The organism is Streptomyces sp. NPDC006332, from assembly GCF_040612855.1.
Classification (GTDB): domain Bacteria; phylum Actinomycetota; class Actinomycetes; order Streptomycetales; family Streptomycetaceae; genus Streptomyces.
The window spans coordinates 103,353-110,030 of sequence record NZ_JBEXRA010000015.1; the positions used below are offsets into that span (position 1 = coordinate 103,353).

Annotated in this window: 7 protein-coding genes; all 7 read right to left on the bottom strand. The window is 71.1% G+C overall.

Annotated elements, in window-relative coordinates; translation table 11 throughout:
- Positions 1–30 precede the first annotated feature (30 nt).
- The gene (locus ABZ027_RS16280; protein ID WP_356768632.1) at positions 31–1,359 is read right to left on the bottom strand and encodes an aromatic acid/H+ symport family MFS transporter; all 1,329 of its coding nucleotides are present in this window, start codon (positions 1,357–1,359) and stop codon (positions 31–33) included.
- Between the two features lie 122 nt (positions 1,360–1,481).
- Positions 1,482–2,432 carry a catechol 2,3-dioxygenase gene (locus ABZ027_RS16285; RefSeq protein ID WP_356768634.1) on the bottom strand — a complete coding sequence of 317 codons (951 nt, stop codon included), beginning with the start codon at positions 2,430–2,432 and terminating at the stop codon, positions 1,482–1,484.
- Entirely contained in the window at positions 2,429–3,505 is a 1,077-nt protein-coding gene (locus tag ABZ027_RS16290) for a 4-oxalomesaconate tautomerase (protein ID WP_356768776.1), read from the bottom strand. The genes ABZ027_RS16285 and ABZ027_RS16290 overlap by 4 nt, the downstream gene beginning before the upstream one ends.
- A gap of 32 nt (positions 3,506–3,537) precedes the next feature.
- Positions 3,538–4,242 (bottom strand): 4-carboxy-4-hydroxy-2-oxoadipate aldolase/oxaloacetate decarboxylase, encoded by a 705-nt coding sequence (locus tag ABZ027_RS16295; RefSeq protein WP_356768636.1) that lies wholly within the window; start codon positions 4,240–4,242, stop codon positions 3,538–3,540.
- A gap of 100 nt (positions 4,243–4,342) precedes the next feature.
- Positions 4,343–5,095, bottom strand: a complete 753-nt coding sequence (locus ABZ027_RS16300) for a PIG-L deacetylase family protein (RefSeq protein WP_356768638.1) — start codon at positions 5,093–5,095, stop codon at positions 4,343–4,345.
- 169 nt (positions 5,096–5,264) lie between these two features.
- Positions 5,265–5,915 (bottom strand): GntR family transcriptional regulator, encoded by a 651-nt coding sequence (locus ABZ027_RS16305; protein ID WP_356768640.1) that lies wholly within the window; start codon positions 5,913–5,915, stop codon positions 5,265–5,267.
- 133 nt (positions 5,916–6,048) lie between these two features.
- On the bottom strand, positions 6,049–6,678 hold a 630-nt coding region (locus ABZ027_RS16310; RefSeq protein WP_356768642.1), incomplete at its 5' end, for a substrate-binding domain-containing protein.

The following is a 6,678-nucleotide window of genomic DNA, read 5'->3' on the forward strand; positions in this document are numbered from 1 at the left end:
CCGGCACGCCGGTGAGCAGCTCGCTCGTACTCAGTGCGCGCCGGCCAGCCCCTGCTCGGCGCCGTTCTCGGGCGCCTTCTCGACACCGCGTACGGCGGCGATGCCGATGAAGACCATGGACGACATTCCGGCGAGCGCGAAGGCGGTGAAGCCCCAGTCGCCGTTGCCCGCGGCGAGCAACTGGCCGCCGAGCCAGGGTCCGAAGACCGCGCCGAAGCGGCCCATGCCGGAGGTCCAACCGACCGCGGTGGCCCGGTTGTCCGCCCGGGAGCGGATCGACACCGTCGCATAGATCATCGTCTGGGCGCTGTTGAGGAACACACCCGTCAGGAAGACGACGACCATCGTCACACTCATCGGCATGTGCACGCTGAGCAGGAACACGCCGGCGGCGGTCAGGGCGAACCAGATCGCCGAGATGCGTGGGGCTCCGAAGATGTCCGCGGCCCGGCCGGCGATCAGCATGCCCACGATGCCGCCGAGGTTGAAGACGACCACGAAGGTCAGCGCCGAGCCGAGCTCGTAGCCCTCGGCCCGCATCAGGGTGGGCAGCCAGGTGGCGACGCCGTACACCAGGAGAAGGCCGCCGAAGGAGGCGAGCCAGTACAGCAGGGTCTGGATCCACTCGCCGCCGCGGAACAGGTCGGCCAGGTTGGTCCAGCGGTCGGCCGCGTCCCGTTCGTCGGACTTCGCGGCCGGAAGCTCGACGTCGTAGCGGTCGGCCAGCGCGCGGGCCTCGTCGGTACGGCCGCCCGCGACCAGGAAGCTCAGTGACTCGGGCAGGAACCTCGCGAGAACGGGGGCGAACAGCAGCGGCAGCACGCAGACCCAGAACGCGGCGCGCCAGCCGACCGGCTCGACGAGCCACTTGGCCACATAGGCGGAGAGGATGCCGCCCGCGTGGTGCGCGGTCATCAGCAGGCCGATGACGAGGGCGCCGCGGCCGCGCGGGGCGTAGTCGCAGACCATGCTGATCGCGGTGGGCAGCAGGCCACCGAGGCCGACGCCGGCCAGGGTCCGGCCGAGGCCGAAGACGGCCACGCTGTCCGCCGTCGCGCACACGCCGGAGGCCAGCGAGAAGAGAGTCACGGAGGCGACCATCAGCTTCTTGCGGCCGACCCGGTCGGCGATCGTGCCGGCGGTCAGGGCGCCGACCAGCATGCCGAAGGTGGCGTAGCTGCCGAGGTCGCCCGCGGTGTCCGGAGTGAGGCCGAAGGTCTTCGTCTCCAGCAGGTGCGGCAGCACCGAGCCGTAGATGAACATGTCGAGGCCGTCGAAGAGCACGGCCAGCCAGCACAGACCGACGACCAGAAGGGCCAGTCTGCTGCCGCGGGCGGAGAGCGCGGGGGCGGAAGACATCCTTGTATTCCTCTCGTGCGAGCGGGGTGCCCCGACGTTAGGGACGCCTGCCGATAGACGTCAACGTTTTTGTCAACAATCTCATCGACAATTGAGCTCCGCCGGGGTGAAAGGAGTCGGTGTCACGCGACCGGTGGCGTCCCGTGCGTGTGGAAGGACTCGATGGTCTTCAGGCCCCAGGCCTGCCCCTTCTTCCGCTCCTGCTCGGTCCAGGTGATCAGCGGCCAGTCGGGGGCCAGGACAAGTCGGGTGAGCGGGTTGCACAACTCGATACGGTTGCCGCCGGGCTCGTAGACGTACAGGAAGAACGTCTGCTGGATGGCGTGCTTGTGCGGGCCCGTCTCGATGAACACGCCGCTGTCGATGGCGAGGTCGGCCGCGCGCAGGATGTCCTCGCGGGTGTCGGTCGCGAAGGCGATGTGGTGCAGCCTCCCGGCGCTGCCGGTCCAGTCCGAGGTGTAGACGACGTCGTACGACTTGTTGGTGTACGTCAGCCAGCGCGCCGCGACCGTGCCCGAGTCCAGCAGGATCTGCTCGGTGGGCCGGGCGCCCAGCACGTCCTGCTGGAACTCGGAGTTGGCGAGCACGTCGGCGGCGAGGAAGTTGACGTGGTCCAGGCGCCGTACGCCCACGCCCCGGTTGGGCTTGGCCTGCGGCTGGTTCTTGAGCGCGGGCCTGAGCTCGTCGGGGGCCCGGTAGTGCTCGCTCTCCCAGTACAGGGCGTGCTCGTGGCCGTCCGGGTCGGTGGTGACGTACAGCATGCCGAGGCCCGGCTCGTCCTCGACCCGGTGGCCGGTGCCGCCCGCCTCCTCGACCGCCTTGATACGGCGTTCGAGGGCCGCCTCGCTGGAGGTGCGCAGGGCGAGCCGGCCGAGGCCGGGCTGCTCGCGGGCGGTGAGTACCAGGCTGTGGTGCTCGTAGTCGTCAAAGGTCCGCAGGTAGACCGTGTCCCCGTGCTGACCGTTGACGGTGAGCCCGAGGAAGTCGGTGAAGAAGGAGACGCTGGCGTCCAGGTCCGGGGTGAACAGCTGGGCGTGCCCGATATGGGCGATGTCGCCGAGCGGCGGGGTCATCCTTGGCCTCCTGGGGTTCGCGGGGGGATCGGTGCCGTCTCGGCGGACCGGGGGAAGACGACACCGTCGAAGATCTTGCGGGCCGTGCGGACGACGGCGGTACGGCGGGCGGTGGGCAGGCCGGCGGGGGTGGTCCCGAGGCTGCTCTCGATGTCCAGGAATCCGGTGGGGTGTTCGATGCGCACGCGGTCGCTGTCGGCGTCGAGTGCCGCGAGGTCCGCGCCCACGCTGCCGTCGACGCGCAGGCCGGCCGCGACACTCGCCGCGCCCAGCACCCCGATCGCCGGGTGACAGCGCACCGGAACGAAGGTGCGGGTGGTGATCGCGCCTCCCTCGCGGGGCGGGGCGAGGAGGGTGAGCTTGGGCACGGTGGCGTTCGAGACGTCACCGAGACCCATCACACGGGCCGCCTCCAGACGGATCGTGCGTAGCCGGTCGGCCAGCTTCCGGTCCCCCTCCAGTTCGGCGGGCGGTTCGTAGCCGGTGACCTCGAGCGAGGCGGCCTCGACGAGGACCGTCGGCATGCCGTTGTCCACGCAGGTGACCGGCGTGCCGTCGATCTCGTCCCGGATGTTGCCGGTGGGCAGCAGGTTCCGGGCGCCGGGCGGGAACTCGATGACGACCGGCGCGGCCGTCCCGGGCACGCCCGAGATCTCGGCGTCCCCGGTGTAGCGCACCCGGCCGCCGGGGGTCGGGAAGGTCGCGGTGGCCCGGTCACCGGTGTTGACCATGCGGATACGGACGGCGGTCCGCTCCTCCCCCGCCGGCACGATCCCGCGCTCGACGGCGAACGGGCCGACGCCGGCGAGGATGTTCCCGCAGTTCTGACGGTCACTCACTTCGGGTTCTCCGACACCGACCTGGAGGAACAGATAGTCGACGTCGGTGTCCGGGTCGGTCGACGGCGCGACCACGGCCACCTTGCTGGTGAGCGGGTGCGCGCCGCCCAGGCCGTCGATCTGCCGCTCGTCCGGGCTGCCCATGAGGCGCAGCAACAGCGCGTCACGCGAGGCCGGTTCGGCGGGGAGGTCGTCGGCGAGGAAGTAGGCGCCCTTGGAGGTGCCGCCCCGCATCAGCAGGCACGGCACCCCGTCGAAGCCGTGGGTCACGACCGCTCCCGCTCGTACTCCTCATGGGTCCGGTACCGCACGCCCAGACGCTGGAGCGTCTCGCGCAACCCGTAGCGGTCCAGGCCCAGTTGGCCGTCGAGGAAGGCGGCACGGGCCCCAGCCTCCTTGGCTTCCCGGGCCTCGGACGCGCTCACGGTGGCGCGGGCGCGTTCACGCGGGACGACCACCACGCCGTCGTCGTCGGCGAGAACCACGTCGCCGGGGCGGATGACCTGTCCGTCGATCGCGACCGGGACGTTGACCGAGCCCCCGGTGGCCTTGACGGTGCCCTGCGCGCAGACCGCCCGGGACCAGACGGGGAAGCCCATGTCCCGCAGTTCCTGCGTGTCGCGGACGCCGGCGTTGATGATCAGACCGCGCACCCCCCGCCGTTGGAGCGCGGTGGCGAACAGCTCGCCGAACATGCCGTCGGTGGACGGGGAGGTGGTGGTGACGACCAGGAAGTCGCCCTCGCCGCACTGCTCCACGGCCGCGTGGATCATGAGGTTGTCGCCGGGCCAGCTGAGCACGGTGACAGCGGTGCCGGCGACCCGTACGCCCTGCTGGACGGGACGGATCCCGGGCCCGAGCAGACCGGTGCGGCCCAGCGCCTCGCTGACGGTGGCCACGCCGAACCCGGCGAGCGCCTCGACGTCCTTCGCGTCCGTCTTCGGCGGGTCGGTGACGATCACTCCGCTCACGCTTTCCCCTTCCGCCGAGCTCCGCTGCGGCTCCGCCGCGGCACGGTGCCCGACTCGCTTCGCCGCACGGACCCCCGGCCCGCGCCGCGCCTCAGCACGCTCACGCCAACTCCTTCGCGATCTGCGGGTACGGGCGCATGTACGCCTCGGCCATCGTCTTGTGGGCCAGCCCCAGGTTGGGCCCGGCGTTGCGCTTGAGCTGGACGCCCCGGCGCACGGCGAGGTCGGTGTAGTAGTCCCACAGGTGCCGCTGGGCTCCGAGGCACTCCATCGCCTTGCGCTTGGTGTCCCACACCTCGGTGATGTCGAGCAGGACTTCGGGCTTGAACCCGCTCATCTCGGGCTGGTGCGGCTCGAAGTAGAAGACCGGCGGGGCGCCGATGATCTCGCCCTCCCCCGGGTAGCCGATGGCCTGCGCGAGGATCCGGGACTCCAGCGCCATACGGTTGGCGGCCGGGTGGTCGCCGTTGTACGGGTCCTCGACCGGGTGGGTCAGCACGATGTCGGGCTGGGTCTCCCGGTGGACGGCGACGAGCCGGTCGGTCAACTCGGCGGTGACCACCAGGGGATAGTCGCCGGCGTCGAAGAAGCGGACCTCGGCACCGAGGGTGGCGGCGGCGCGCTCGGCCTCGTCCCGGCGTATCGCCTTGATCTCGTCCAGTCGCCTGCCCTCGCGCCATGCCTTGGCCGACTCGCCCCGCTCACCGAAGGTCAGGCAGGCGATGGTGACCTTCTCCCCGCGGGAGGCGGCCAGCGCGATGGCTCCGCCGGCCCGCCACACGAAGTCCCCGGCGTGCGCGGTGATGACGAGTGTCGATCGTGGGGTGGCGGGCGCGGCGCCTGCGTGCGTCATGGCTCGTATCGCTCTCTGTTCGGACGGTTCACCTCGGGAGGTCCCAGCCGATGTCGAGCCCCGGGCCGTGCTCGGCCCTTCGGGCCGCGGCATGGTCGCGCGTTCGCCACCGGTGCGCCCCCTCGGCTCACTCGCCGGGGTGGACAGGTGTGCGCCCGCCTCGCGCGGCTCAGTCGCGCAGCGCCTCGATCACGCTGGTGAGGTGGGCACGGACGGCCGCCTCGGCCGCCTGCGGGTCCCTGGCGCTGATCGCCTCGATCATCGCCAGATGCTCGCCCAGGGACTGCTGCGGACGTCCCGGCCTCAGGGCCAACTGGAAGCGGTGGCGGACCAGTTGGGCGTTGAGTCGCTCCAGCAGCTCCAAGGCCGTCCGCTGACCGGAGAACTCCCGGATCCTGGTGTGCAGTTCGTGGTTGAGGTCGGAGTAGGTCACGGGTTCGCCGTCGGCCACGGCCTTGGCCATCGCCGTGCCCAGGTCCGTCAGTTCGGCCAGTTGGTCGTCGTCGGCCAGGGTGGCCGCCTTCGCCGCGCACAGCCCTTCGAGGACCATGCGGCACTCGGTGATGGCGACCGCTTCCTCCACGGTCACCACCCGCACCCGCGAGCCGCGGTTACGGATCCGCTCGACGAGACCCTGGGCCTCCAGATCGATCAGTGCCGCGCGGATGCTCGCCCGTGTCACACCGAACTGCTCGGCGAGTTCGTTCTCCACCAGCCGCTGTGCCGGTGCCATGTCGCCGTGCAGGATCGCTTGCCGCAGCTGTGTGAGGGCGTGCTGTCTGGCTTGCTCTCCGGTGCTCGGACGGGCTTCTTTCGGCATTGCGCCCTCCCTGAGTGAGTGCCTGTCGAACCTAAATCTAGCCAGACAACATTGTCAACAATTTTGTCGGCTGTATCGCTCGGGGTGCGGGCGGGTTCTCCAGCCGCGCTCGCCCGGGACCGGTATGGCGGGGTCAGGTCGCGGACGCGGGGTCCGGCGTGCCCGTCCGCGGTGGTGCCGTCGTTCCGCGGATCTCCAGGGTGGGCGTGGCCAGTTGGGTCCGGCCCGCTCCCCCGGCTCCGTCGAAGCGGTCCAGGAGGCAGCGGGCGGCGCGACGGCCGACCTCGTGCCCGGCGTTGTCGACCGTGGTGAGCCACAGGTGGCGCAGCCGGGAGATGCTCGTGTTGTCGTAGCCGGTGACGGACAGGTCCTCGGGGACGCGCAGACCCAGTTCCTCGGCGGCCGAGAGCACGCCGACGGCGGCGATGTCGTTGACGGCCACGACGGCGGTCGGCCGCTCGCGTCGGCTCAACAGCCGGACAGCCGTGCGGAAGCCGCCCTCCTCCGTCATGTCGCCGGCCTCGACGGGAGCCTGGTCGGCCGGGCCGTGGGCGCGCATCACCGCCTCAAAACTGCGTCTGCGCAGTTCACCGACGGCGCCGTAGCCCGCGAGGTGCGCGATGCGGCGGTGGCCGAGCGCGATGAGGTGCTCGGTGACCAGCCGGGCGCCCCGCTCGTCGTCGCCGGCGACGTGCAGGTACGTGATGGCGGTGTCGCCGTCGCCGGTCATCGCGTACATCGAGGCGGCCCCGGTGTAGCTGTA